The following is a 22,083-nucleotide window of genomic DNA, read 5'->3' as shown; positions in this document are numbered from 1 at the left end:
CGGCAATTCCGCGGCGCCTCGACATGAAACCGGTGGCCGCCGATCGAGAAGGTGTAGGCACCGGCATGCGCTGAAGACGCCATCGCCACCAAAGCGATCAATGTGCCAAGCGATGTCGCAAGCCGCTTCATCGGTGCCTCCCTCTGTGTCGCCACGAGGTTACGCAGGACGACCCGCCGCTGAATGTGCGCTGCCTCACCCAGCCGGCACGGATCGTTGTGACGTCCATCACAGAAGTCGGGACAGGCCCGGCGTAGGGTCGAACCACGCTTCATCCACCAGCGACACCAGTTCAGACCGGCACAATTTTCAGAGGTTGCCATGAACAAGCTCACCATCGCCGCCACCGCGCTCTTCCTCGCTTCGACCGCCGCCGCGCATGCCGGCAACTCGATTGCGTTCCAGATCGAAGGCCAGCACATCCGCATCGAGACGCCGCGCAACTGCGCCTCGCTCGACTGCGTGACGATCGTTGCGCCGGGCCTGTCGGACAAGCCGATCAAGCTGAACAACATCAATCTCAAGGGCCTCGGCGGCTCCAAGGACGACGACGACGACACCACGCCAGCTCCGTCCACGACGACCGCACAGCCGGCGCCGGCTCCGGTGCAGCAGCAGCCCGTGCAACAGGTGCCGGTGCAGGCGGCCGCGCCTGCTGTCGCCACCCCCGCGGCTCCGACTGTTGCCGCCGCTCCGGCCGCCGGCTACGACAACACCGCGCAGACCGCGCCCGCCGCGGCTCCCGTTGCCGCGCCTGCACCGGTCGCGATTGCGCCCGCTCCGGCTCCGGTGGCCGCCGCGCCGGCGTCGGCCGCCAATACGCCGATCGGCGTCTGGGCGACCGAAGAGAACAAGGGCAATGTCCGCGTCGAACATTGCGGCGCCAATCTCTGCGGTTACGCCATGAAGTCCAACGAGCGCATCCTGATCAACATGAAGCCCGACGGCGCGAAGTGGAGCGGCCGCATCCACGATCCCGACTCCGGCCGCAACTACGACTCCACGATCGCGATGAAGGGCCCGAATGCGATGCGCGTGCAGGGCTGCGCCTTCGGCGGCATGTTCTGCGGCGGCCAGACCTGGAAGCGCGTCAGCTGACATCAACGATGTCATCCTCGACAGGTGCACAATGATCGTCATGCCCGGGCTTGTCCCGCCTGCGCGGCCGAAGCCGCTTCGGCGAGGCGAAGGCCCGGGCATCCACGTTCCCGGTAACGCGCGTTAAGACGTGGATGGCCAGGACAAGCCCGGCCATGACGCAGTAGAGAGGGCCGAGCTCATTCGCTCGTATCGCAGGTCGTTTGAACGTTCGCCCCGTCCATGCGACACATGTTCATCCACCATTCAGCTAACCCCAGCTGATATCGGCCGATCTCGCCTCGCGTTCTCACCGGGACTTCCTCGTGACATCAATGGTGGCTTGGCGCCGCTTCGTCTTTGCGCTTCCGTTGCTGGCGTTGCCGCTGGCCGGCGCGAGCGTGGCGCTCGCATCCGATGCAATCGAGCTTGCGCAGGCCCAGCCCCAGGCGCAGCCAACGCCCGCCCCCTCCCCGACGCCGTCGGCTTCACCTGCGCCCGCCACGGACGCGCAACCCGCCGCCGTCGAGCCCATCGGCAACGTCGCGACCGTGACGGGGATCGCGACCGTGGTCCGCGACAGGAACTCGTATCCGCTGCGCGTGCGCGACGACATCTATCTCAACGACGTCGTGCAGACCTCGTCGAACTCCTCGCTCGGCATCACCTTCAACGACGCCACCACGTTCAACCTCTCCGCCAGCGCGAAGATCACCATCGACAATTACGTCTATGAGGACGGCGGCAAGCAAAATTCGGCGATCTTCGACATCGGCAAGGGCACCGTTGCCTTCGTTGCAGCAGCCGTGGCGAAGACCGGCGACATGAAGATCGCGACGCCGACCGCAACGCTCGGCATCCGCGGCACCACCGGCGTCGTCGACGTTCCCGAAGGCGCGGCGGCCAGTGCTGCGAATAACGTCAACATCAAGCTCTATCCCGACGCCGACGGCCGGGTCGGCCACATCGAGGTCAACGATCGCACCAGCGGCACGCGACTCGGCGCCTTGACGCAGGCCGCAAGCGGTTTTGCGATCCGCCCGGGCGCCGGAGGCACAGGCGGCATGCGCTTTGCCGCCGTGCCGATCACGATCGCTCCGCAGCAGATCACGCGCGACCGCGGCTTCGTCAGCCAGGTGCATCTGGCGCAGACCACGGGCCGGCAGATCGTCACCGAGCAGCGCGACTTCCGCCGTGCCAATCCGACCGCAATCAGCCGCATTCCGCGGCCGACCCAGCCACCGCAGCAGCAGCAATTGCGGCCGGCGACAGCACCCGGTCAGCAGCCGCAGCGGCCGAACGGCCAGCCCGGCCAGAACAACCGTCCGGGCCAGCAGCAGCCGGGCACGCCGGGCCGCCAGGGCGCGCAGTCGCCGCAGCGGCAAGGACAAGGCGGCGCCGTGCAACCGGGTACGCCGCGCGCGGGCCAGGGTCAGCAGCAGCGAGGCCAGCAGCAGCAGGGCCAGCAGCAACCAGGTCAGCAGCAAGGTGCGGGACAGCCGGCAGGTGCGCCGCGTACTGGACAAGGCACGCAGCCCGGCGGCGCGTTGCAGACGCAGCCACAGCGAAACGGACAGACCCCGGCGCAGCCCGGCGGAGTCGTGCCGTCACAGCCGGGCACGGCGCCGCAGCCGCAAACGCCGCGCACCGGATTGCAGCCGGGCCAGCCGCCTGCGGCTCAGCAGCCAGGCGGCATCCAGCGCCAGGGCGGATTCCAGCAGCGCCTCCCCGCCGCGCAACGTCCCGCAGCACCGCGCAGACCGGCGCCCGCTCCGAAGGAGAAGAAAGAGCGGCGGTGAACGGTGCCTCCCCTCACCCTGAGGAGCTTGCGAAGCAAGCATCTCGAAGGGCGAGGCCACAGTCGGGCCGCATGGTTCGAGACGCGCGACGCGCGCTCCTCACCATGAGGGTCGACGTCGAGTGCGCGGCCCTCTCCTCCGTCATTGCGAGCGAAGCGAAGCAATCCAGAATCTTTCCGCGGAGAGACTCTGGATTGCTTCGCTGCGCTCGCAATGACGACTTGGAGGGAACTAAGGCTCCCACAAACTTGCTAGCTCGCGGATGTTTCCAAACTCGCGAGCAAAGCAGCGTAAAGACAACTCACGCTTCGCCGCGCAACCAGGCCTTCACCTTCTGCAACAGGCCATGACGCAGCTCGTCGACTGAGGCGACTTCAGCGGGTGTCAGGGTTTGCAAAGCTGCATCGATGTCGTCGGTTGCTGGCGCCGGCTCGGGCACCGGCGTAGACGCCAGCCCGGCCGCCGCGAGCGCGATCGGACCGACCTGCACCAGGAACGCGCGCTCATATTCGCGCGACAGGCGCGCGAGCGCATCCTCCAGCGTCAGCCAGTCGACCGCCTTGATGTCGTTCATCAGCTTGCGAACGGGACCGCCCTCGGCCTCCATGCGCCAGAAATGCACGACCTTGGAGCGCCCTCCCGACTGGTAGACGAGCGTGCCGAGGAATTCGTGGATGGCCACATCGTGGCCGGTCTCTTCCAGCACCTCGCGGTGCGCGGCTTCCTTCGGCGTCTCGCCGTCGTCGAGCTTGCCCTTGGGCAAAACCCATTCGTTGCGCTTGCGCTGGCGCACGACCGCAACCAGCGGCGGCGCGCCACGCCGCAGCACAATACCACCCGCCGCCATCACCGGCGCCCGCGCCATCACAAGATTCCGTGTCGATCCAATCGGCCCGCCGACGATATAGGCTGCCGACGCGGCGGATTGAAGGCTAGTTCTTCTTCAACAGCGCTTGACCTGCGCGAATGCGGGTGCCCTCGCCGATGCCGTCGCAGAAGTTGAAATCACCGGGCGCCAGGATGATGATGGTGGAGCCGTGCTCGAACCAGCCGAGCTCCTCGCCCTTGGTCACGTTGACGTCGCAGGGGAAATTGACCGGGCCGCGAGTCTGCGCGTTCAGCACCATGTCGAGGAAGTGCAGGCGGATGCTCGCGACCAGGATCGCGGCGACCGGCACCAGCGTCACGGCTTCGCCGGTCGACAAATGCGTGCGGATCACCGCGCGCTCGTTCTTGCAGAACAGGCGCTCGACCCGCTTCAGCGCGATCGGATTGACGTTCCAGACGTCGCCATGGATCAGCGTGACGCGTTCGATATGCGCATCATAGGGCGCATGGAAGCGGTGATACATGCTCGAGGTCAACCGCAGCGTGACGAAGCTTCCGTTGCGGTGCTGATCCACGAGCGCTGAGTCACCGAGCAGGTCGAGCAGCGAATAGGGCGCACCCTTGACCTGGAACAGCTCGGTGTCGGCGATCCGGCCATGGGCGCCAACGATGCCGTCCGAGGGGCTGGCGACAATGGAAGGGTCTGGATCGAAGGGCCGCAGCCCCGGCTTGAGCTCCCGGGTGAAGCAGTCGTGCAGGCTCTTGAAGTGGGTCTTGCGCGCCTCCGACAGATCGAGGTCGGAAAACAGCTTCCACAGCGCGATCGAGAAGTCCCGGACCAGGGGATTCTCGATCTTGGAGAACCGGCCCATGAAGCGGGTCAGGGCCGCGCGGGGGATGCGGTTGGTCAACAGGAAGTTGAGGTCTTCCTGCTGGGTGAAAGAGGCGATGAGGGCTTTGACTGTCATGAATCTGTCAGCTCGCAGTATTAGCGCTTGTTGTCATGGAAACGACACTCCCGATTCTCTCATTTTCCGTGGCCGCCGCAGCGTCCGCTGCCGCCGCCTTCCCGAAGCTCAAGGCGCGCATCGCACTCTCCCGCGCCAAGCACCGGTCGCTCGCCGGGCACTCCAAGATGTCGCGCCGGGTGGCCAAGCTGCTCCCGTTCTACGAGTTCGAGGGCGATCAGTATTTCGGCTGCGACGGCGCGCCTGATAACGTGGTGAAGCAGCGCAAGGACGCCTTCTTCCGCCTCGCCGGCCTCTACGCCGAGCGCTACCCCAGGGGCCGCGCGATGACGAAGGAAGCGGCGGAAAAGATCTCCGACCTGCACTTCACCGAAACCTACCGCGTGCCGTTCCAGTTCTCGCGCCTCGTCCGCGAGCATCTGGGCACCTCGACCTTCATGGAATCGTCCAGCGGCGTCACCGTCACGGATGTCGACGGCAACACCTCTTACGACCTCACCGGGTCCTACGGCGTCAACATCTTCGGCAACGACTTCTACAAGGAGTGCATCGAGGGCTCGGAGAAGCGCGCGCATGCACTCGGCCCCGTGCTCGGCCCCTACCATCCCGTCATCCTCGAGAATGTGCAGCGGCTCTGCCAGATCTCGGGCCTCGACGAAGTCTCGTTCCACATGTCCGGCACCGAGGCCGTCATGCAGGCGGTGCGGCTTGCGCGCTACCACACCAAGCGCACGCATCTCGTTCGTTTCGCCGGCGCCTATCACGGCTGGTGGGGCGACGTACAGCCCGGCGTCGGCAATCCGATTCCCGCGCACGAGACCTACACCCTCGCCGAGATGTCCGAGAAGACATTGCACGTGCTGCGCACGCGCAAGGACATCGCCTGCGTGCTGGTCAATCCGTTGCAGGGCCTGCATCCGAACGGCAACGCGCCCGGCGATTCCTCGCTGGTCGATTCCTCCCGCGGCGGAAACTTTGACTGCGCGGCGTATACCGAGTGGCTGAAGAAGCTGCGCGAAGTCTGCACCGAGCGCGGCATCGCGCTGATCTTCGACGAGGTCTTCGTCGGCTTCCGTCTCGCCGCCGGCGGCGCCCAGGAGTACTTTGGCGTCAAGGCCGACATGGTGACCTACGGCAAGAGCCTTGCCGGCGGCCTGCCGGTCGGCGTCGTCTGCGGCAAGAAGGAATTGATGCGCCGCTTCCGCGACGATCGTCCCGCCGACATCTGCTTCGCCCGCGGCACCTTCAACTCGCATCCCTACGTCATGACGGCGATGGACGAGTTCTTGAGCCGGCTTGCCAGCCCGAACTTCCGTGCCATCTACGACGGCCTGGACACGACCTGGAACGGCCGTGCGCAAAAGCTCAACCAGATGATGACCGATGCCAACCTGCCGGTGCGGTTCGCCAACTTCTCGTCGATCTGGACGGTGAAGTACACCACCCCGTCCCGCTACAACTGGATGCTGCAATATTACCTGCGCGCCGAAGGCCTGTCGCTGAGCTGGGTCGGCACCGGACGGCTGATCTTCAGCCTGAACTACACCGACGCCGATTTCACCGAGGTCGCCGAGCGCTTCGTCCGCGCGGCCGAGAAGATGAAGGCCGACGGCTTCTGGTGGCACGACGGCGTGCTCACCAACAAGAATATCAAGCGGCAGATTTTGAAAGAGATGCTGGCCAAGCGTTTTGGGCGCTGAGGCTTTCCCACTCTTAACCCCGAGCACCGCCCTCCCTTCTCCCTCGCCCCGCCCTTGTCCGCCGAAGCCTTGGCGAAGGCGGATGCGGGGCCGCGACGAGCTACGCTCGCGCTGAGAGGGTCGGGGTGAGGGGGAGTCTCCGCGCATGCGGTGAGAGTTGATCAACGATCCACTAGCAGTCCCCCCGCGGAGAGCCCCCCTCACCCGGCTTTGCGCTACGCGCAAATCCGACCTCTCCCCGCAAGCGGGGTGAGGTGAAGAGAGCGCTGGGCTCCGCTGAGTCACTTTAAAGGTATCCCCAAGACGTGGATGCCCGGCACGAGGCCGGGCATGACGCAACCATCAGACATCGGAGTGTTGTGTGAGAACAGCGCGCTCAGGCGTGCTGCTCTTCGAGCGTGGGCTCGGAGATGAGGCCCAGCGTGTGCTCGGGGTTGAGGTGCAGGCCGGGATCCATCAGCTCGCCGCGCATCAAAGCGAGCGGCGCGCTACGATAGAGCATCAGGTCGTGGAAGGGATCGGTCAGGATCTTGGTCATCCAGACCAAGCCGGTCTCGATGTCGCGGATGAAGAACAGGTGGACGGTGCGGAACAACAGACCACCGCCGCCGATCACGAGCCAGATCTTGGCGACCTGCCGCATGAAATCGGTCGCGCTCGCCCAGGGCGTGAACAGGCCGAACAGCGTCGGATCGACAACCAGCACCAGCGGCGACAGCGCCCAGATCGCCATCAGCACCACCTTGCGCTGAAGGTTGTAGCCGACCTTGATGTCCTCCTTGTACTCGTGCGTCGCCTGGTTGATGTGGTCGTAATCGTGCGGCTCGAAGAAGAAGTGACCGGCCTGGCGCGAGGTCATCGACACCAGCCAGCCGACCAGCGCCGAGATCATGGGATCGACGAACAGCCAGACATAGGCGAAGAGAAAGCTCAGCGCGCTGACGAAGTGCAGGCTCTGATTGATGCGGCTGTGGTGATAGTAGCGATGGTCGTCCCAGCGCTGGATCCGCAGCTGCTCGAGATAATTCTTGATCATGCTCTCCCCCAAAATGCTTTCGGGTTCAGGATTTACAGGGATTCGATGTAGGCCGTGTGACATCATCATTTTGTCATGTGACGATGTGCAGCGGCGCGATGACGCACGCGAACGCGTGAGCGGCGGCTTGAGCCGCCGCTCACACAGCCCAACTTAGGCTGCTTTGGCGACGTCGACCTTGCGGAAGCGCACCAGCGAGAAATGGCCGAGCGGCGGAATCAGGCGGCGCTCGGCGAGCTCGATGCCCTTGGCACCGGAGAGCCACTTCGCATAACGCGACCAGGCGAACTCGGCGGTGCGGAAGCCGAGCGGACGCACCACCGGCTGGAGCTTCTGCTCGATGAAGCGGCGCATGCCGGTATCGGCGCTGACGCGGGTGAGGATGATCAGCTCGCCGCCCGGGCGCAGCACGCGGGCGAATTCGTCGAGCGCCACTTCCGGGTTCGGCACGGCGGTGACGACATATTGCGCCATCACGACGTCGAAGGAATTGTCGGGGAATTCGAGCTTCTCGGCGTCCATCACCGCGAGGCCCTCGACATTCTTCAGATTGCCCTCGGTGACGCGCTGGCGCGCCTTGTCGAGCATCGCTTCCGAAATGTCGGTGCCGAAGATGCGCAGATGCGGCGCGTAGAGCGGCAGCGAGATGCCGGTGCCGACGCCGACCTCGAGCACACGGCCCCCGATCTTGTTGGTGGCCGCGATCGCGGCCTGCCGGCCCTTGGCGAACACGCCGCCGAACACGAGATCGTAGACGGGCGCCCAGCGGTCATAGGCCTGCTCAACCGTGCCACGGGTGAGGTCGAGCTGCTGGGTACCGTCAAGGTTCATGATCTTAGCCATCGATGAGGTTCTCGCTGTGGGTCAAACGTTGCAGATCAGCCGCGCACCGGCCGCCGCGCCATGACCGGCGAGGCGCGCAGGATGCGGCTGGGCTGAAGTGAGGTGAGGTTTCCGACGAACTGCCGCGCGCTGTTTTCCCAGGAACGCTCCAGCGCGAAGTTACGGCAGGTCTCGCGCGACATGGTGAGCGCGCGGAGGCACGCGGTACGCAGATCATGGTCGATCGCGCCGATCGGATGATCGGCGATGACGTCCTTGGGGCCCGTCACCGGAAACGCCGCCACCGGCGTGCCGCAGGCGAGCGCCTCGAGTTGCACCACACCGAACGTGTCGGTCAGGCTCGGGAAGACGAAGACATCGGCGGCGGCGAGATGCGCGGTCAGATCCGCGCCCTTCTTCTCGCCGAGGAAGACGGCATCCGGATATTTCTTTTCGAGCGCCGCCTTCTGCGGGCCGTCGCCGACGACGACCTTGGTGCCGGGCAGGTCGAGCGAGAGGAACGCTTCGAGATTCTTCTCCACGGCGACGCGGCCCATGGTCATGAAGATCGGACCCGGCAGGTCGAGCTTGGCCGGACTGTCTGGATGGAACAGCTCGGTGTTGACGCCGCGTGTCCAGAAGCCGAGTCGCTTGAAGCCGCGTTCGGAGAGCTCCTGCCGCAGCGAAGGCGTCGCCACCATGGTCATGGCGGCAGCGTCGTGGAAGTGGCGCAGCACGGCATAGCCGACGGCATCAGGGATACCGGTCCGCACCGAGACGTATTCGGGAAAGCGCGTCGTGTAGGAGGTGGTGAAGGCAAGGCGGTTGCGGCGGCAATAGGCGCGCGCGGCCCAGCCGATCGGCCCCTCGGTCGCGATGTGCAAGGCTTCCGGCGCCGCCTTCTCGATCCGCCGCGCGATCTCCTTGCCGCTCGGCAGCGCGATGCGCAGGCCCGGATAGGTCGGCAGCGGCCAGGACCGAAAGCCGTCCGGGGTGAGGAAGTCGATCTCGACGTCGAGCGCCTTGGCCGCGTTCGCCAGCGAGGTCAGCGTCCGGACCACACCGTTAACCTGCGGATGCCAGGCGTCAGTCGCGATTAATACCCGCATGGGGAAATCCCGAGAGTTTGATGATTCTCGGCTTAGGACCATCAACCACGGATATTTCAGGCGTGTGACGTCACAGAAGTGTCGGCCCGCTGTTTTGTTGGTTAACGGGTCCGCGCCGCCACGAAACCGTCATGAAACAAATCCTTTCCGCCATGAAACCGTTTTCGGTTTTCCGCGCAAAGCTCCCGAAACGTTTTGTCGTTAGTGATTTGGGCAACGGAGCACCGAAACGGTGCCGCGGTGGTCAAGAAACACCGATCAAACAGGGGCGATCAATGATCAATCTGGACACGTTCAAGACGTATTCGCGCGCCGTTGCGCTCAGCGCCATCGCGATCTCCGCAATCGCATTTGCCGGTCCGGCCAAGGCTGCGCCCGTGCAGCTCTTCCCGTTCTTCCAGCCGCTGCCGCCGATGGCCGCGCCGCAGCCTTACCAGCCCTATCAGGCCACGCCTTACCAGGCCGCGCCGTCCGAGGATCAGGACGCGGTCGAGATGCCGGCCCGCTTCCGCCGCCAGACGGTTTCCTACGCGACGCGCGAGGCGCCGGGCACCATCATCATCGATACGCCCAACACCTATCTCTATTACGTGCTCGGCAATGGCCAGGCCGTTCGCTACGGCATCGGCGTCGGCCGCGACGGCTTCACCTGGTCCGGCGTGCAGTCGGTGACCAAGAAGGCCGAGTGGCCGGATTGGACCCCGCCGCCGGAAATGATCGCCCGCCAGCCCTATCTGCCGCGCCACATGGCCGGCGGCCCCGGCAATCCGCTCGGCGCCCGCGCCATGTATCTCGGCGGCACCATCTACCGCATCCACGGCACTAACGCCCCCGACACGATCGGCAAGCACGTCTCGTCCGGTTGCATCCGCCTGACCAACGACGACGTCACCGACCTCTACTCCCGCGTCAACGTCGGCACCAAGGTGATCGTGCTGCCGATGACCGAACGCCGCGCGGACCTCGGCGCCGCGACGCGCTAACGCGACAGGACATTGTGACGCAAACGGCCCCGGAACCCACCGGGGCCGTTTTCGTTTGCATCATGCTCTCCGGGCGGCCTCGCCTGGAGAAGCACTGTTCGGAGGCGCGGATGCGATCACACCTGCAAATGTCGCCAGGTCCATGGCTGCGCTCGATCGCAGGTGCCGGCGCATTGACGCTGCTCCTGTCTGCGCCCTCGTCGCTCGCCCAGCAGCCGGCGAACGACGAGGCGGCCCAGCAGGCCTTCAACAATTCCTGTCGCACCTGCCACTCGGTGAAGGATGGCGACAATCGCCTCGGTCCCAATCTCAACAAGGTCGTGGGACGCAAGGCGGGCTCGCTGCCGAACTACAACTACTCCCCGTCGATGAAGGACGCCGGCTTCGTCTGGGATCCGGACAAGCTGACCCGCTTCATGGTCAAGCCGGACGAGGTCGTGTCCGGCAACAAGATGCAGCCCTATGGCGGCGTCTCCGCGGAGGACGCGGCCAAGGTGGTCGCGTATCTGCAGGCGGTGGGCGGGCAATAAGATTGCGGAGGCGCTACGTGCCGGTCGGCTCATACCGTCGCTCCACATGGAACGATTTCGCGGTAATGAGCCAAGTGCCCTCGATGCAGTGATACGCCAGATAATCAACGTACTGGCGCACATCGATCCGAACGCGAACCTTCACCAGTGCCTGCGCTGACGACGCCAGATCGATCAGCAATATCTCCTGAAGGCGCGGGGCATTCTTGGATTTGGGCGACGGGGTCGAAGCCAGCATCGCTCTCTAGTCGCCAACGGGCAGGATCCGCAATTCAGCGTCGCGAAATCCGTGGAGTTGCGCAGTCGGCGCAAAGACGCGGTCGAACTGCGAAGCATCGCTGTCGTACATCAGCGTGAAGTAACGTTCGACGGCCTCCAGCAGAGGCGCAAGGTTCGGGCTCTCGGTCATGGCTCACTCCATCAGCAGCAAAGTCGGAGCAATCCATCTCACGGAAAGCCAAGGCATGTCCTTGCGAACTGGGCTAGTCTCGGCGGCTCGGGCGCAATATTGCGCCCTTCTCGATCCCACAGGATGCGGTTCATGCCAAAATGCGAACTAGATGCGATCGACCGGCGCATCGTCACCGAACTCCAGGCCAACGCACGACTGAGCAACATCGAACTGGCGGACAAGATCGGATTGTCGCCATCACCCTGCCTGCGACGAGTGCGGCGGCTGGAGCGGGACGGCTATATCGACGGCTACCGGGCCTCCTTGCGGCGTGGCCGCCTCGGGCTCGGCTTCTCGGCCCTCCTCGGCGTCAAGATCAACGGCCATGCCAACGACCAGGCGCTGGGCTTCGAACGGACCGTTGTGGCGATGCCCGAGGTCGTTGCCTGCCACCTCGTCTCCGGCGAAGCCGACTATCTCCTCGAAATCGTCGTGCCCGAGCTCGAGGACTACCAGCGCTTCCTCGTCGACAAGCTGCTCAACCTGCCCATCGTGCGGGAGGTTCGCAGCAGCATTGCGATCCAGACGCTGAAGGCCGGCGCGCCGCTACCGCTGGCACATCTCTTATAGCCATGATCAGACTGCTCACGCCCGCCGACGCGGCTCTCTACCGTGCGATCAGGCTGGAAGCGCTCGTAACGCATCCCGAAGCTTTTGGCAGCACGTTCGCACGCGAGCAGGAAAAGCCCCTCACCTGGTTCGAGGCGCGCCTTGCAGCGTCGGACGTTTTCGGCGCCTTCGTCGCGCACGAGCTCGTCGGCGTTGCCGGCTTCCATCGGCAGGACGGCGCGAAGACCGAGCACAAGGCTCTTCTCTGGGGCATGTATGTGCGGCCCCATGCGCGAAAATCCGGCGCGGCGCGGCGCCTTGTCGACGCGGTCGTGGCACATGCCACAGGGCAAGTTGAACAGCTTCAGCTGGCCGTCGTCAGCGAGAACGCCGCCGCCATCCGCCTCTACACCGCTGCCGGCTTTGTCGAATACGGCCGTGAGGTGAAAGCACTGAAGCACGCCGACCGATACTACGACGAAATCCTGATGGCATTGTTCCTCAACGACAGCGGTCAATGACTGACGCCATCCGTATCTCGCCGGATGGCGCCCCGCCGCTCCGAAACCAGCCTCAGCCAGGCCGCCGAATGAAACGCGCTCATCAGCAGATACATCGGCACCATCCCACTCAGCACGGAGCCGTACCCGGCGGCACACAGCATGTCCGCCGGGCCGCCGAGCACGGCCGTCAACACGGCCATGATCGCGAAGGTCGGCGTTGCCGCCAGAGCCAGCCATCTGGCGAGGTGGCGTGCGGCCACCACGCCATCGCGGCTCGCGCCGGTGGCCACGTTGGCGGGACTAGTCACGGCCTTCCGCGGCCTCCTCGCGAAAAGCCTTCTCGCCGGCCGTCGAGATCTCCACCCATTTCTTGTCGGGCGCAGCGCCTTCCGCGTAGCTGTCGTGCCAGTTCCACCATTTGTAGGTTGGCGTCTGCGGATAGCCCTTTGGCGAGTCCTCCCAGACCTCCTGCCGGCCGAGCGGCGTGATGTCGAGATAGTTCCAGGTGCCGCCCATCTGCTCGTCGCCGCGGCTCTTGACGAAATAGGTGCGGAAGATGCGGTCGCCGTCGCGGTAGAACACGTTGGTGCCGTGCCATTCGTCCACGCCGAAATCGGCGTCGAAACTGTCGGTGACGGTGACCCAGGGCATGGTCCAGCCCATCCGCTGCTTCAGCCTGATGATGTCGGCCTGGGGCGCGCGCGAGGCGAACACGAGCGTGGTGTCGCGGGCGTTCAGATGCGAGACATGGGCGACCTGGTCGGCCACCATGGAGCAGCCCCGGCAGGCTTGATCGGGCCAGCCGAGCACGCCCGGCTCGAAGAAGGCCCGGTAGACGATCAGCTGCCGCCGGCCCTGGAACAGATCCACCAGACTGATCTTGCCGCCGGGCCCCTCGAACGCATAGGTTTTGGTGATTTCCATCCACGGCATGCGCCGGCGCTCGGCGGCGAGGGCGTCGCGGGCACGGGTATGCGTCTTTTCCTTCACGAGCAGTTGCTGACGGGCGGCCTCCCAGTCCTGCGGCGACACCACCGGCGGTGTTTGCATGGCGGCCTGTCCGTTAGTTCCTGCGTTGTCTACTGATGTCATCATGGCTCTCCATTCCTCTTGTCCGGGCGGTCCTTCCGCGTCGCGCTATGACGGACGCGGAACCGCTCGACCCTCGCCGCACATTGTCGGTCGTCAACGATTTCTGGCACCAAGCGGTTGCGCGGTGGGAGTAACAAGTGTGGCGGGATTTGAATGGACTCGCTGATCACGGCCGCCGCGCGCGCGTTAGAGGCCGGCGATCCGCTCGGCGCGCTGAACCGCGTTGCGCTGCGCAACGATGCACCGTCGCTGGCGCTACGCGGCATCGCGATGGCGCAGCTCGGCGATCTCGCGAAAGCGAAGACGCTGCTGCGGAGTGCCGCGCGCGCGTTCGGTCCAAGAGAGGCGGTGGCGCGCGCGAGATGCGTGGTGGCCGAAGCCGAGATCGCGCTCGTCTCGCGCGACCTGAGCTGGCCGGTGAAAACGCTCGCGGCGGCCCGCGCGACGCTCGAACAGCACGGCGATCTCGCCAATGCAGCCCATGCGGGCCACATCGAGGCGCGCCGCCTCCTCCTCGTCGGGCAGCTCGACGAAGCCGAGCGCACGCTGGCCGAGCTCAGCCCCTCCCCGCTCCCGCCTGCATCGCAAGTCGTCCGCGAGCTCGTGGTCGCCGGCATCGCCATCAGACGATTGAGAGCGAAAGATGCGCGCGCCGCGCTCAACCGCGCGGCTCTCGCAGCGCGGCAGGCGAAGATCCCGGCGCTCGTGGCCGAGGTCGACAGCGCGAACCTGATCCTCGACACGCCGGCGGCGCGCCTGATCGCGCGCGGCAGCGAACACCCGTTGTTGCTCGGCGAGGTCGAGAGACTGGCGACCTCGACGGCGCTCGTCGTGGACACCTTTCATCATGCCCTGCGCAGGCAAGGCCGCGTCGTATCGCTCGGAACGCGGCCGGTGCTGTTCGCGCTCGCCCGCCTCCTGGCGCAGGCATGGCCTGCCGACGTCTCGCGAGAGGCGCTGATATCAGGCGCGTTCCGGGCGAAGCACGCCGATGAATCGCATCGCGCGCGGTTGCGCGTCGAGATCGGGCGCCTCCGCACCCAGCTCAAGCCGCTGGCCGACATCAGCGCGACGAAGCAAGGCTTCGTGCTGGCGCCGCGCAAGACGCGCGACGTGCTCGTGCTGGCACGTCCCGTCGAGGAGAAGCACGCCGCGGTGCTCGCCTTCCTCTCCGACGGCGAGCCCTGGTCGAGCTCGGCGCTCGCGCTGGCGCTGGGGACGAGCGCGCGCACGGTGCAGCGGGCCCTCGAAGAGCTGGCGCGATCGAACAAGGTGCAATCGTTCGGACTCGGCCGGGCACGGCGCTGGATGACCCCGCCCGTCCCGGGTTTCCCGACAGGCTTGTTACTCCCCGGACCGCTCCTGAAGGCGTAAATTGGATCACATCACAGGGATCAAGCACATGAAGCGTTCAGCCGCCGAGATCGTCAGGGAGTACGGACCTTTTGCGGGTGTCGAGGCCGTGCATGGCGTCACCTATGACGGCACCCATGTCTGGTTCGCATCCGGCGACAAGCTGAATGCGGTCGATCCGGCCAACGGCAGGATCGCACGCTCCATCGACGTCGCCGCGCATGCGGGGACGGCGTTTGATGGCCGGCACCTGTTCCAGATCGCCGAGGATCGCATCCAGAAGATCGACGCTGCCACCGGCAAGGTGATCAGCACGATTCCGGCCCCGGGCGGCGGCGGCGATTCCGGATTGGCCTGGGCGGAGGGCTCGCTGTGGGTCGGTCAGTATCGCGAGCGCAAGATCCATCAGGTCGATCCGGAGACGGGAAAGATCCTCCGCACCATCGAAAGCAAGCGCTTCGTGACCGGCGTCACCTGGGTTGACGGCGAGCTCTGGCATGGCACCTGGGAGGGCGAGGAAAGCGATTTGCGGCGGATCGATCCCGAGACCGGCAAGGTGCTGGAGCAGCTCGACCTGCCCGCCGGGACGATGGTGTCAGGATTGGAGTCCGACGGCGGCGACCGCTTCTTTTGCGGCGGTGGCGATCGCGGCAATGTGAGGGCGGTTCGCCGCCCGAGGCGCAGCTAGGTGCGCGATGACGGATGCGCGGCACCGATGCTGCCGCAACCGTTAATCTGTTCGCCCCAATTCCACCCCACCGGTGCGCTCTAGCGCCCCCCTCGCCTGCCCTGTAGACTTCCGGCCCTGGGCGGCTTGGGGGATTGATGCGACTGACGCTGAACTTGAAGACTATCCTGATCGCCGTGGCGGTGCTCGCGGCGTCGTTTTTCGTCAGCCTGAAGGCGATGGACTGGCTGTCGCCGCGCGCGGCGACGACTGCGCCGCCGGTCGCACAATTGCCACCGCTGCCGCCGGTCGCGAAGAGCTCGATCGTGGTGGCGCCGGTGGCGATCGCGATATCGGCGATCCGCGAACAGGCCGAGAAAGCCGCGCCGCGCAATTTCGCCGGCAAGGCCGATAATCCAATCTCGCAGATCCTGGAGAATGCCGACATCGGCTGGTCCGCCGTGCGCGGGCCGATGGCGGCTGCCGGCGACAAGGACGTGCTGACGATCTCGACGCCGCTCAACGGCAAGCTCAACGTGACGGGCTCGCTGTCGTCGAAAGCCACCGGCGCGCTTGGCGACGCGCTGGGCAGCGTGCTCGGCGGCGACGCAGCGAAACGGATCGGCGCGGTCAACATCAAGAATTTGAACGCCAGCGCCGAGATCAAGGGCAACGTGGTCGTCACCTCGCGCCCGAAGCTCGCGGCCAACTGGCATCTCGAGCCAAATCTCGGCGCCCAGGTCAATCTCGGCGACACCAACCTCAACGTCTCCGGCGCCAAGGTCAACGTGCCGGCGCAGGTGAAGCCGCTGATCGACAAGAATGTCGGCGAGCAGATCAACATCGTCTCCGAGCGCATCCGCAACGATCCCTCGCTGCGCGACAATGCGAAGCTGCAATGGGCCAAGGCCTGCCGCTCGATCCCGCTGCAGGGCTCGGGCTCCTCGGCCGCGCTGCCGCCGCTCTGGCTCGAGATGAAACCGACCCGTGCCATCGCGGCGCAGCCGCGCGTCGACGCGCAGAACGTGACGCTGCTGCTCGGTCTCGAGCTCGAGACGCGCGTGACCTCGACGTCGACCAAACCGGACTGTCCCTTCCCCGACAAGATCTCGATCGTGCCGCCGACCGGCACCGGCGTGAACATCGGCGTGCCGATCGACGTGCCCTTCACCGAGATCAACAAGCTGATCGCGGCGCAGATGGTCGGCCACACCTATCCCGAGGACGGCTCCGGCCCGGTCGACGTCACCGTGAAAGGCGTCAACGTGGTCCCGTCGGGCGATCGTCTCCTGATCTCGCTGCTGGTGCGTGCTAAGGAGAAGAAGAGCTGGCTCGGTCTCGGCGCCGAAGCGACCGTACACATCTGGGGCCGGCCGATGCTCGACCAGGCGCAGCAGACGCTGCGGCTCGCCGACATCCAGCTCGCGGTGGAGTCCGAGGCCGCCTTCGGCCTGCTCGGCGCGGCCGCGCGCGCGGTGGTGCCGCAGATGCAGCAGGCCTTGGTGCAGAAAGCGACGCTCGATCTGAAGCCGATCGCCGCCAATGCGCGCGAGAAGATCGCGGCCGCGATCGCCGACTACCAGAAGAGCGAGGATGGCCTCAAGGTCGACGCCAAGATCGACAGCCTGACCCTCGCCGACATCGCCTTCGATTCCAAGACGCTGCGCATCGTCGCGGAAGCCGGCGGCTCGCTGAACGTCTACGTGACGAAGCTGTCGGGGATGTAGTGCGTCTTCACGCGCCGGACCCGCGCGCGTCGCTTGCGCCGCTGGCATTCTCGTCGGAGGATGCTAAGCTGTTTCCCGCAACCTCGAACGAGGTGCTGACAGCACTGCAGGGGACAACGCGAGGACAACATGGAAGCCGGCATGGTCACGCCTGCGCCGGCGCTGGTGCGCTTTTCCGGCATTCAGAAGACCTACGATGGCGAGCACCTCGTGGTGAAGAACCTCGATCTCGAAATCAGGAAGGGTGAGTTCGTCACCCTGCTCGGCCCGTCGGGCTCGGGCAAGACGACAACGCTGATGATGCTGGCCGGCTTCGAGGTTCCAACCCATGGCGAAATCTACCTCGCGGAACGGCCGATCAAGAACGTGCCGCCGCATAAGCGCGACATCGGCATGGTGTTCCAGAACTATGCCTTGTTCCCGCACCTGACGATCGCGGAGAATATTGCCTTCCCGCTATCCGTTCGCAACACGGCCAAGGCCGAGGCGCAGGAGCGCGTCAACGCGGCGTTGCGCATGATCAAGATGGAAACCCTGGCGCACCGGCGGCCCGGGCAGCTGTCCGGCGGTCAGCAGCAGCGCGTGGCGCTGGCCCGCGCGCTGGTTTTCAATCCGCAGCTCGTACTGATGGATGAACCCCTTGGCGCCCTCGACAAGCGCCTGCGGGAGCAGATGCAACTGGAAATCAAGCAGCTGCACGAGACGATGGGCATCACCGTCGTCTACGTCACCCACGATCAGAGCGAAGCGCTCACCATGTCGGATCGCATCGCCGTGTTCAACGACGGCATCGTGCAGCAGATCGACCGGCCCGACGCGCTGTATGAGCATCCGGTGAACAGCTTCGTCGCTCACTTCATCGGTGAGAACAACGTGCTGTCCGGCACCGTCGAGACGGTCGAGAAGGAATATTGCCGCGTCACGCTGGCTGGTGGCGGCGCCGTGACCGCACGGGCGGTCAATGTATCGGGCGCGGGCGCGTCGACCTCCCTGTCAGTGCGGCCGGAGCGGATCGCCATCATCCCGGACGGCACCTCCAGCGAGGGACCGAACCGACTGCCGGCCAAGGTGCAGAACACCATCTATCTCGGCGACCACGCGCTTGCCGTGCTCGATGTCGCCGGCAACGGGGAGTTCATGGTCAAGCTTCAGCCGGGGACGCATGACGGATTGAGACATGGCAATCTAAGATCTGGTGAAAGCGTATTCATCACCTTCCGTCCCGAGGACTGCCTGGCCCTCGATCCCGTCTGATCCGGACCGGCATCGATCAAGCTCAACGCAACGCAGATGAAGAAGGAACAAGGACCATGCTGAAGCGCAAGACTGGCAAGATTGCTCTGGGGTTCGCCGTGGCGTTCAGCGCCAGCGCCGCGCTGGCCACGGTCGCGCAGGCGCGTGACCTCACCGTCGTGTCGTGGGGCGGCGCCTATCAGGATGCCCAGAAGAAGGTCTATTTCGAGCCGTTCAAGAAAGCAGCCGGCGTCGCGATGAACGACGAGTCCTGGGACGGCGGCGTCGGCGTGTTGCGCGCCAAGGTGCAGGGTGGTGCCGCCACCTGGGACCTCGTCCAGGTCGAGAGCGACGAACTCGCGGTCGGCTGCGAGGAAGGCCTGTTCGAGAAGATGGATTATTCCAAAATCGGCGGCGAGGCCGCCTATATCCCGCCGTCGGTCAATCCCTGCGGCGTCGGCGCCATCCTCTACGATTTCGTTCTCGGCTACGACAAGGACAAGCTGAAGGACGCCCCCAACGGCTGGGCCGACTTCTTCGACACCAAAAAGATTCCGGGCAAGCGCGCCTTGCGTCAGGGCCCGAAGACCACGCTGGAGATCGCCCTCATGGCCGACGGCGTCGCACCGAAGGACGTCTACAAGGTGCTGGCGACCGACGAGGGCGTCGAGCGCGCGTTCAAGAAGCTGGACACCATCAAGGGCGACATCGTCTGGTGGAAGGCCGGCGCCCAGCCGCCGCAATTGCTCGCCTCCGGCGAGGTGGCGATGACCTCGGTCTACAATGGCCGCATCGACACCGCGAACAAGAACGACAAGAAGAATTTTGGCATCGTATGGGACGGAGCGCTCTTCACCCTCGACAGCTGGGTCATCCTGAAGGGTAGCCCGAACAAGGACGCGGCCTACAAGTTCCTGGACTTCGCAGGCAAGGCGGAGAACCAGTCAAAACTGTCGCAGAACATCGCCTATGGCACCTCGAACAAGGACGCAGCCGCCCTGCTCGCGCCCGCCGTTCTCAAGGACCTGCCGACAGCGCCTGACAACATCAAGAACGCGGTCGAGATCAACGTTGGCTTCTGGCTCGAGAACATCGACCGCCTGACCGAGCGCTTCAACAAATGGGCCGCGAAATAACGCGCCCCGCAAGATTCGATCCAAGGCTCGATCCAAGGCTCGACCAATGACGGATGCGCGCTTGACCGGCGCCAATGCGTTGACCGAGGTGCCGCTCAAGCGCCGATTGAGGCGTGCGGAGCGGACACGTCAGGTCAAGGCATTGGCGCTGGTGCTGCCGCTTCTCGTCTTCCTGCTCTTCACCTTCGCAGGCCCGATCGCCGGCATGCTGTGGCGCGCGGTCGATGACCGCGAGGTGCGTCAGGTTCTGCCGCAAACCATCGCTGCTCTCGCCGACTGGGACGGCAAGGACCTGCCGGATGAAAAGGCCTTTGCAGCGCTGGCAAGCGACATCCTGGCGGCGCGCGCTTCCGGCATCATCGCCATCGCGGCCAAGCGGCTCAATTACGCCCTGAACGGTTTTCGTACGATCCTGACCAGCACGGCACGTAATCTGAAGGCGCAGCCGGAGCCCGGCACCGCCAGGGAGACACTGGGCAAGATCAACCCGGCCTGGCGCGAACGGGCCACCTGGACGACGATCAAGGATGCCGGTGGCCCGGTGACCGGATTCTATCTGCTGGCGGCGCTCGACCTGACGCGGAACGTCGATGGTGCGATCGTCGCGGCCGCATCAGACCAGGCGATCTACCGCAACGTCTTCGCCCGCACCTTCCTCATCAGCTTCAGCGTCACGGTACTCTGCCTGATCCTCGGCTTCCCGGTCGCTTACCTACTGGCAACGCTGCCGCCGGGCCGGTCGAACCTGCTGATGATCTTCGTCCTGCTGCCGTTCTGGACGTCGCTTCTGGTCCGCACCTGCGCCTGGATCGTCTTGTTGCAGAGCAAGGGCGTCGTGAACGACAGCCTGCACTGGCTTGGCATCATCGACGAGCCGTTGCGGCTGATCTACAACCGCTTCGGTGTCTGCGTGGCCATGACCCACGTTCTCCTGCCGTTCATGATCCTGCCGCTGTACAGCAGCATGAAAGCGATCTCGCCTGCGTACATGCGTGCCGCCGCCTCGCTCGGCGCGCCACCGACCACTGCCTTCCTGCGGATCTACCTGCCTCAGACCCTGCCCGGCATCGGCGCGGGAAGCCTGCTCGTCTTCATCCTGGCGCTCGGCTACTACATCACGCCGGCCCTCGTCGGCGGCGCCGCCGATCAGATGATCAGCTACTTCATCGCGCTCTACACGACCGAGACGGCCAATTGGGGCCTTGCTTCGGCGTTGGGTGCGGTGCTGCTGCTGGCCACTCTTCTGCTCGCTCTCGTCTACGGCAAGCTGGTGCAGGGACAGCAAGTCACGGGAGGGATGAAGAATTGAGCGATCATTCTTCCCTCCGCACGCCCAGCCAGCGCATCGCGTGGACCGCGACCATCATCATCTCCACGCTGGTGTTCATCTTCCTGATCGCGCCGATCCTTGCGATCATGCCGCTGTCCTTCAGCTCGGGCTCGTACCTCACCTATCCGCTGCCGGGCCTCTCCTTGCGCTGGTACGACGACTTCATCAATTCGCCGCGCTGGATGAATTCGCTGAAGAACAGCATGATCATCGGCGTCGCCTCAACCCTGCTGTCGATGGTGCTTGGCACGCTGGCCGCGCTGGGGCTCGCGCAGTGGAAGAGCCGGTTCAAACCGCTCGTGCTGGCTTTCGTGCTGTCGCCGGTCGTCGTGCCCGGCGTCATCACCGCGGTCGGCCTGTATTTCTTCTTCGCGCCGATCGGACTGACCGGCAGTTATCTCGGCCTGATCCTGGCCCACACCGCGCTGGCGACGCCCTTTGTGGTGATCACGGTCGGCGCGACGCTGCAAAGCTTCGACACCAATCTGGCACGCGCCGCCGCCTCGCTCGGCGCCTCGCCGCTTTATGCGTTCCGCCGCGTGATCCTGCCGCTGATCCTGCCCGGCCTGGCGTCAGGTGCGCTGTTCGCCTTCGCGACCAGCTTCGACGAGGTGGTGATCGTGCTGTTCATGGCAGGTCCGGAGCAGCGCACCCTGCCGCGCGAGATGTTCAGCGGCATCCGCGAGAACATCAGTCCGACCATCACGGCAGCGGCGGTGGTTTTGACCACAGTGTCGGTCATCCTCCTCGCCACCCTGGAAGGCCTGCGCCGTCGCAACGAACGGCTCAAGGGCAGCGGCGCGTGACAGGCGTGCCAGTCCTTCAGACTTGGGACCCGGGCAACCTGCCGTTGACGGGCAGGATGGGAATTATCATGTCGAGTATCGCGACATTACCGATTTGTTCGCAACATTTACGCCATGAGCAAGCGAGACCTTGGTGACGTTCCCTGCCAACGACTTCGGACCAACAGCAGCGAATGAAGTCTGTTCATCGGCCCAACGCGGAAGTCCTGCGACGTCCGCGTTCGCGCCGCGATTAGAGGCATAGCGGACTTCACTGCGTCCCCGATTTATGAGTACACGCCCTAGCACTACTTTGGCAGATTTTTGATTTTGTCGCGTTTTATAGGATTCCCGAATCAATTTTTCAATGATTCATGGGTGGTCGGCTCTTGGAGGGCTGACCAT

The 22,083-nt window shown here is 65.1% G+C and carries 21 protein-coding genes and 1 pseudogene; 14 read left to right on the top strand and 8 right to left on the bottom strand.

Annotation, left to right across the window (positions count from 1 at the left end; genetic code table 11):
• The first annotated feature begins 321 nt into the window (after window positions 1-321).
• Window positions 322-1,098 carry a DUF2147 domain-containing protein gene (locus tag CT676_RS05815; protein WP_085399258.1) on the top strand — a complete coding sequence of 259 codons (777 nt, stop codon included), beginning with the start codon at window positions 322-324 and terminating at the stop codon, window positions 1,096-1,098.
• A 314-nt stretch (window positions 1,099-1,412) separates the two neighbouring features.
• Window positions 1,413-2,876, top strand: a complete 1,464-nt coding sequence (locus CT676_RS05810) for a FecR domain-containing protein (protein WP_167767975.1) — start codon at window positions 1,413-1,415, stop codon at window positions 2,874-2,876.
• 301 nt (window positions 2,877-3,177) lie between these two features.
• On the opposite strand, the gene CT676_RS05805 is transcribed toward CT676_RS05810, so the two are convergent.
• Window positions 3,178-3,741 (bottom strand): NUDIX hydrolase, encoded by a 564-nt coding sequence (locus CT676_RS05805; protein ID WP_085405121.1) that lies wholly within the window; start codon window positions 3,739-3,741, stop codon window positions 3,178-3,180.
• Window positions 3,742-3,808: 67 nt separating this feature from the next.
• The gene (gene asd / locus CT676_RS05800) at window positions 3,809-4,672 is read right to left on the bottom strand and encodes an archaetidylserine decarboxylase (protein WP_028153179.1); all 864 of its coding nucleotides are present in this window, start codon (window positions 4,670-4,672) and stop codon (window positions 3,809-3,811) included.
• 35 nt (window positions 4,673-4,707) lie between these two features.
• Here asd and CT676_RS05795 point away from each other — a divergent pair, with 35 nt between their 5' ends.
• Entirely contained in the window at window positions 4,708-6,372 is a 1,665-nt protein-coding gene (locus CT676_RS05795) for an aminotransferase class III-fold pyridoxal phosphate-dependent enzyme (RefSeq protein ID WP_135214106.1), read from the top strand.
• 376 nt (window positions 6,373-6,748) lie between these two features.
• On the opposite strand, the gene CT676_RS05785 is transcribed toward CT676_RS05795, so the two are convergent.
• From CT676_RS05785 to CT676_RS05775, 3 genes are all read right to left on the bottom strand, one after another.
• Window positions 6,749-7,408 carry a hypothetical protein gene (locus CT676_RS05785; protein WP_085405123.1) on the bottom strand — a complete coding sequence of 220 codons (660 nt, stop codon included), beginning with the start codon at window positions 7,406-7,408 and terminating at the stop codon, window positions 6,749-6,751.
• 153 nt (window positions 7,409-7,561) lie between these two features.
• The gene (locus CT676_RS05780; protein WP_063981512.1) at window positions 7,562-8,251 is read right to left on the bottom strand and encodes a methyltransferase domain-containing protein; all 690 of its coding nucleotides are present in this window, start codon (window positions 8,249-8,251) and stop codon (window positions 7,562-7,564) included.
• Window positions 8,252-8,286: 35 nt separating this feature from the next.
• On the bottom strand, window positions 8,287-9,339 hold the full coding sequence (locus CT676_RS05775) for a glycosyltransferase family 1 protein (protein ID WP_085405124.1): 1,053 nt from the start codon (window positions 9,337-9,339) through the stop codon (window positions 8,287-8,289).
• Window positions 9,340-9,614: 275 nt separating this feature from the next.
• Here CT676_RS05775 and CT676_RS05770 point away from each other — a divergent pair, with 275 nt between their 5' ends.
• Both CT676_RS05770 and CT676_RS05765 read left to right on the top strand, forming a co-directional pair.
• Entirely contained in the window at window positions 9,615-10,322 is a 708-nt protein-coding gene (locus CT676_RS05770) for a L,D-transpeptidase (protein ID WP_085405125.1), read from the top strand.
• 110 nt (window positions 10,323-10,432) lie between these two features.
• Window positions 10,433-10,852 (top strand): c-type cytochrome, encoded by a 420-nt coding sequence (locus CT676_RS05765; protein ID WP_085405126.1) that lies wholly within the window; start codon window positions 10,433-10,435, stop codon window positions 10,850-10,852.
• Between the two features lie 13 nt (window positions 10,853-10,865).
• Here the strand turns inward: CT676_RS05765 and CT676_RS05760 are convergent.
• A pseudogene (locus CT676_RS05760) lies at window positions 10,866-11,261 on the bottom strand (nuclear transport factor 2 family protein).
• A 132-nt stretch (window positions 11,262-11,393) separates the two neighbouring features.
• On the opposite strand from CT676_RS05760, the gene CT676_RS05755 reads away from it, so the two are divergent.
• The gene (locus tag CT676_RS05755) at window positions 11,394-11,873 is read left to right on the top strand and encodes an Lrp/AsnC family transcriptional regulator (RefSeq protein WP_135214105.1); all 480 of its coding nucleotides are present in this window, start codon (window positions 11,394-11,396) and stop codon (window positions 11,871-11,873) included.
• A 2-nt stretch (window positions 11,874-11,875) separates the two neighbouring features.
• Complete coding sequence (locus CT676_RS05750; RefSeq protein WP_085405127.1) at window positions 11,876-12,373, top strand: GNAT family protein; 498 nt, start codon at window positions 11,876-11,878, stop codon at window positions 12,371-12,373.
• On the opposite strand, the gene CT676_RS05745 is transcribed toward CT676_RS05750, so the two are convergent.
• Window positions 12,367-12,663, bottom strand: coding sequence for a hypothetical protein (locus CT676_RS05745; RefSeq protein WP_085405128.1), 297 nt, complete (start codon window positions 12,661-12,663; stop codon window positions 12,367-12,369). The genes CT676_RS05750 and CT676_RS05745 overlap by 7 nt on opposite strands.
• Complete coding sequence (locus CT676_RS05740; RefSeq protein ID WP_085405129.1) at window positions 12,656-13,450, bottom strand: DUF899 domain-containing protein; 795 nt, start codon at window positions 13,448-13,450, stop codon at window positions 12,656-12,658. Before CT676_RS05740 ends, CT676_RS05745 begins: the two co-directional genes overlap by 8 nt.
• A 150-nt stretch (window positions 13,451-13,600) precedes the next feature.
• Here CT676_RS05740 and CT676_RS05735 point away from each other — a divergent pair, with 150 nt between their 5' ends.
• The 7 genes from CT676_RS05735 (at window position 13,601) to CT676_RS05705 (ending at window position 21,699) form a co-directional block, all read left to right on the top strand.
• Window positions 13,601-14,821 (top strand): helix-turn-helix domain-containing protein, encoded by a 1,221-nt coding sequence (locus CT676_RS05735; protein ID WP_085405130.1) that lies wholly within the window; start codon window positions 13,601-13,603, stop codon window positions 14,819-14,821.
• 28 nt (window positions 14,822-14,849) lie between these two features.
• Window positions 14,850-15,488 (top strand): PQQ-binding-like beta-propeller repeat protein, encoded by a 639-nt coding sequence (locus CT676_RS05730; RefSeq protein ID WP_085405315.1) that lies wholly within the window; start codon window positions 14,850-14,852, stop codon window positions 15,486-15,488.
• 137 nt (window positions 15,489-15,625) lie between these two features.
• Window positions 15,626-17,194: a DUF4403 family protein gene (locus tag CT676_RS05725; protein WP_085405131.1), complete on the top strand. Its 1,569-nt coding sequence runs from the start codon at window positions 15,626-15,628 to the stop codon at window positions 17,192-17,194.
• A 129-nt stretch (window positions 17,195-17,323) separates the two neighbouring features.
• Complete coding sequence (locus tag CT676_RS05720) at window positions 17,324-18,448, top strand: ABC transporter ATP-binding protein (RefSeq protein ID WP_085405132.1); 1,125 nt, start codon at window positions 17,324-17,326, stop codon at window positions 18,446-18,448.
• Between the two features lie 56 nt (window positions 18,449-18,504).
• Window positions 18,505-19,563, top strand: coding sequence for an ABC transporter substrate-binding protein (locus CT676_RS05715; RefSeq protein ID WP_071910318.1), 1,059 nt, complete (start codon window positions 18,505-18,507; stop codon window positions 19,561-19,563).
• Window positions 19,564-19,609: 46 nt separating this feature from the next.
• On the top strand, window positions 19,610-20,872 hold the full coding sequence (locus CT676_RS05710) for an ABC transporter permease (RefSeq protein ID WP_085405133.1): 1,263 nt from the start codon (window positions 19,610-19,612) through the stop codon (window positions 20,870-20,872).
• Window positions 20,869-21,699 (top strand): ABC transporter permease, encoded by an 831-nt coding sequence (locus CT676_RS05705; RefSeq protein WP_085405134.1) that lies wholly within the window; start codon window positions 20,869-20,871, stop codon window positions 21,697-21,699. Before CT676_RS05710 ends, CT676_RS05705 begins: the two co-directional genes overlap by 4 nt.
• Window positions 21,700-22,083: the final 384 nt, after the last annotated feature.

The sequence above is a fragment of the Bradyrhizobium sp. MOS001 genome, assembly GCF_004634465.1.
Classification (GTDB): Bacteria; Pseudomonadota; Alphaproteobacteria; order Rhizobiales; family Xanthobacteraceae; genus Bradyrhizobium; species Bradyrhizobium barranii.
Note: the sequence above shows the minus strand (reverse complement) of the source record. Positions and strands in the feature narration are given on the sequence as shown.

What these genes read in the sequence shown, in the direction of transcription:
- asd (WP_028153179.1), bottom strand. Translation starts at nt 4,672, where the DNA reads ATGACAGTCAAAGCCCTCATCGCCTCTTTCACCCAGCAGGAAGACCTC.
- CT676_RS05710 (WP_085405133.1), top strand. Translation starts at nt 19,610, where the DNA reads ATGACGGATGCGCGCTTGACCGGCGCCAATGCGTTGACCGAGGTGCCG.
- CT676_RS05730 (WP_085405315.1), top strand. Translation starts at nt 14,850, where the DNA reads ATGAAGCGTTCAGCCGCCGAGATCGTCAGGGAGTACGGACCTTTTGCG.
- CT676_RS05780 (WP_063981512.1), bottom strand. Translation starts at nt 8,251, where the DNA reads ATGGCTAAGATCATGAACCTTGACGGTACCCAGCAGCTCGACCTCACC.
- CT676_RS05750 (WP_085405127.1), top strand. Translation starts at nt 11,876, where the DNA reads ATGATCAGACTGCTCACGCCCGCCGACGCGGCTCTCTACCGTGCGATC.
- CT676_RS05795 (WP_135214106.1), top strand. Translation starts at nt 4,708, where the DNA reads ATGGAAACGACACTCCCGATTCTCTCATTTTCCGTGGCCGCCGCAGCG.
- CT676_RS05725 (WP_085405131.1), top strand. Translation starts at nt 15,626, where the DNA reads ATGCGACTGACGCTGAACTTGAAGACTATCCTGATCGCCGTGGCGGTG.
- CT676_RS05805 (WP_085405121.1), bottom strand. Translation starts at nt 3,741, where the DNA reads ATGGCGCGGGCGCCGGTGATGGCGGCGGGTGGTATTGTGCTGCGGCGT.
- CT676_RS05770 (WP_085405125.1), top strand. Translation starts at nt 9,615, where the DNA reads ATGATCAATCTGGACACGTTCAAGACGTATTCGCGCGCCGTTGCGCTC.
- CT676_RS05815 (WP_085399258.1), top strand. Translation starts at nt 322, where the DNA reads ATGAACAAGCTCACCATCGCCGCCACCGCGCTCTTCCTCGCTTCGACC.
- CT676_RS05775 (WP_085405124.1), bottom strand. Translation starts at nt 9,339, where the DNA reads ATGCGGGTATTAATCGCGACTGACGCCTGGCATCCGCAGGTTAACGGT.
- CT676_RS05740 (WP_085405129.1), bottom strand. Translation starts at nt 13,450, where the DNA reads ATGATGACATCAGTAGACAACGCAGGAACTAACGGACAGGCCGCCATG.
- CT676_RS05755 (WP_135214105.1), top strand. Translation starts at nt 11,394, where the DNA reads ATGCCAAAATGCGAACTAGATGCGATCGACCGGCGCATCGTCACCGAA.
- CT676_RS05735 (WP_085405130.1), top strand. Translation starts at nt 13,601, where the DNA reads ATGGACTCGCTGATCACGGCCGCCGCGCGCGCGTTAGAGGCCGGCGAT.
- CT676_RS05715 (WP_071910318.1), top strand. Translation starts at nt 18,505, where the DNA reads ATGCTGAAGCGCAAGACTGGCAAGATTGCTCTGGGGTTCGCCGTGGCG.
- CT676_RS05765 (WP_085405126.1), top strand. Translation starts at nt 10,433, where the DNA reads ATGCGATCACACCTGCAAATGTCGCCAGGTCCATGGCTGCGCTCGATC.
- CT676_RS05720 (WP_085405132.1), top strand. Translation starts at nt 17,324, where the DNA reads ATGGAAGCCGGCATGGTCACGCCTGCGCCGGCGCTGGTGCGCTTTTCC.
- CT676_RS05785 (WP_085405123.1), bottom strand. Translation starts at nt 7,408, where the DNA reads ATGATCAAGAATTATCTCGAGCAGCTGCGGATCCAGCGCTGGGACGAC.
- CT676_RS05810 (WP_167767975.1), top strand. Translation starts at nt 1,413, where the DNA reads ATGGTGGCTTGGCGCCGCTTCGTCTTTGCGCTTCCGTTGCTGGCGTTG.